Below are 3,164 nucleotides of genomic sequence, written 5' to 3' on the forward strand. Positions count from 1 at the left end.
AACAGGTGTGACCTCCTTGCCATTGTCACCAGACAAGTGAATGATTATACATTCAAAACTAGATAGTAAGTAAAGATTTGCGTCGCAAAACTTGAAAAAATTGATTAAGTCTTCGATCGATTAGTATTCGTCAGCTCCACGTGTCACCACGCTTCCACCTCGAACCTATTAACCTCATCATCTCTGAGGGATCTTATAACCGAAGTTGGGAAATCTCATCTTGAGGGGGGCTTCATGCTTAGATGCTTTCAGCACTTATCCCGTCCATACATAGCTACCCAGCTATGCCGTTGGCACGACAACTGGTACACCAGAGGTATGTCCATCCCGGTCCTCTCGTACTAAGGACAGCTCCTCTCAAATTTCCTACGCCCACGACGGATAGGGACCGAACTGTCTCACGACGTTCTGAACCCAGCTCGCGTACCGCTTTAATGGGCGAACAGCCCAACCCTTGGGACCGACTACAGCCCCAGGATGCGATGAGCCGACATCGAGGTGCCAAACCTCCCCGTCGATGTGAACTCTTGGGGGAGATAAGCCTGTTATCCCCGGGGTAGCTTTTATCCGTTGAGCGATGGCCCTTCCATGCGGAACCACCGGATCACTAAGTCCGTCTTTCGACCCTGCTCGACTTGTAGGTCTCGCAGTCAAGCTCCCTTATGCCTTTACACTCTATGAATGATTTCCAACCATTCTGAGGGAACCTTTGAGCGCCTCCGTTACCTTTTAGGAGGCGACCGCCCCAGTCAAACTGCCCGCCTGACACTGTCTCCCACCACGATAAGTGGTGCGGGTTAGAAAGCCAACACAGCTAGGGTAGTATCCCACCAACGCCTCCACGTAAGCTAGCGCTCACGTTTCAAAGGCTCCTACCTATCCTGTACAAGCTGTGCCGAATTTCAATATCAGGCTACAGTAAAGCTCCACGGGGTCTTTCCGTCCTGTCGCGGGTAACCTGCATCTTCACAGGTACTATGATTTCACCGAGTCTCTCGTTGAGACAGTGCCCAAATCGTTACGCCTTTCGTGCGGGTCGGAACTTACCCGACAAGGAATTTCGCTACCTTAGGACCGTTATAGTTACGGCCGCCGTTTACTGGGGCTTCGATTCGTAGCTTCGCAGAAGCTAACCACTCCTCTTAACCTTCCAGCACCGGGCAGGCGTCAGCCCCTATACATCACCTTACGGTTTAGCAGAGACCTGTGTTTTTGATAAACAGTCGCTTGGGCCTATTCACTGCGGCTCTTCTGGGCTTGCACCCTAAAGAGCACCCCTTCTCCCGAAGTTACGGGGTCATTTTGCCGAGTTCCTTAACGAGAGTTCGCTCGCTCACCTTAGAATTCTCATCTTGACTACCTGTGTCGGTTTGCGGTACGGGCACCTAATCTCTATCTAGAGGCTTTTCTCGGCAGTGTGAAATCAACGACTCGAGGAAACAATTTCCTCTCCCCATCACAGCTCAATCTTAAGAGTGCCGGATTTGCCTAACACTCAATCTCACTGCTTAGACGTACAATCCAATCGTACGCTTCGCCTATCCTACTGCGTCCCCCCATCGATTAAAACGATTATAGGTGGTACAGGAATATCAACCTGTTATCCATCGCCTACGCCTGTCGGCCTCAGCTTAGGACCCGACTAACCCAGAGCGGACGAGCCTTCCTCTGGAAACCTTAGTCAATCGGTGGACGGGATTCTCACCCGTCTTTCGCTACTCACACCGGCATTCTCACTTCTAAGCGCTCCACATGTCCTTGCGATCATGCTTCAACGCCCTTAGAACGCTCTCCTACCATTGTCCAAAGGACAATCCACAGCTTCGGTAATATGTTTAGCCCCGGTACATTTTCGGCGCAGTGTCACTCGACTAGTGAGCTATTACGCACTCTTTAAATGATGGCTGCTTCTAAGCCAACATCCTAGTTGTCTGGGCAACGCCACATCCTTTTCCACTTAACATATATTTTGGGACCTTAGCTGGTGGTCTGGGCTGTTTCCCTTTCGAACACGGACCTTATCACCCATGTTCTGACTCCCAAGTTAAATTAATTGGCATTCGGAGTTTGTCTGAATTCGGTAACCCGAGAGGGGCCCCTCGTCCAAACAGTGCTCTACCTCCAATAATCATCACTTGAGGCTAGCCCTAAAGCTATTTCGGAGAGAACCAGCTATCTCCAAGTTCGATTGGAATTTCTCCGCTACCCACAGTTCATCCGCTCACTTTTCAACGTAAGTCGGTTCGGTCCTCCATTCAGTGTTACCTGAACTTCAACCTGACCATGGGTAGATCACCTGGTTTCGGGTCTACGACCAAATACTACACGCCCTATTCAGACTCGCTTTCGCTACGGCTCCACATTTTCTGCTTAACCTTGCATCAGATCGTAACTCGCCGGTTCATTCTACAAAAGGCACGCCATCACCCATTAACGGGCTCTGACTACTTGTAAGCACACGGTTTCAAGTTCTCTTTCACTCCCCTTCCGGGGTACTTTTCACCTTTCCCTCACGGTACTGGTTCACTATCGGTCACTAGAGAGTATTTAGCCTTAGGAGATGGTCCTCCCAGATTCCGACGGAATTTCACGTGCTCCGTCGTACTCAGGATCCACTCAAGAGAGAATATATTTTCAACTACAGGATTATTACCTTCTTTGATTCAACTTTCCAGATGATTCGTTTAATATATTCCTTTGTAACTCCGTATAGAGTGTCCTACAACCCCAATAAGCAAGCTTATTGGTTTGGGCTCTTCCCGTTTCGCTCGCCGCTACTCAGGGAATCGAATTTTCTTTCTCTTCCTCCGGGTACTAAGATGTTTCAGTTCTCCGGGTCTGCCTTCTGACAAGCTATGAATTCACTTGTCGATAACACAACATAACTTGTGCTGGGTTTCCCCATTCGGAAATCTCTGGATCAACGCTTACTTACAGCTACCCAAAGCATATCGTCGTTAGTAACGTCCTTCATCGGCTTCTAGTGCCAAGGCATCCACCGTGCGCCCTTAATAACTTAATCTAATATAGTTATTAATCTGTGAGTGTTCTTTCGAACACTAGCGATTATTTTTTATGAATTCAAGCTTATTTAAAACTCTATTCACTCGGTTTTGCTTGGTAAAATCTATTTACTTACTTATCTAGTTTTCAATGTACAATGG

General features: G+C 48.4%; 1 rRNA gene. It reads right to left on the bottom strand.

Annotated features, from left to right (window positions below):
* Positions 1–100: 100 nt before the first annotated feature.
* Positions 101–3,022: ribosomal RNA gene (locus BDW25_RS10810) — 23S ribosomal RNA — on the bottom strand.
* Positions 3,023–3,164: the final 142 nt, after the last annotated feature.

This window comes from Staphylococcus sp. AtDRG32 (assembly GCF_004365845.1).
GTDB lineage: Bacteria > Bacillota > Bacilli > Staphylococcales > Staphylococcaceae > Staphylococcus > Staphylococcus hominis.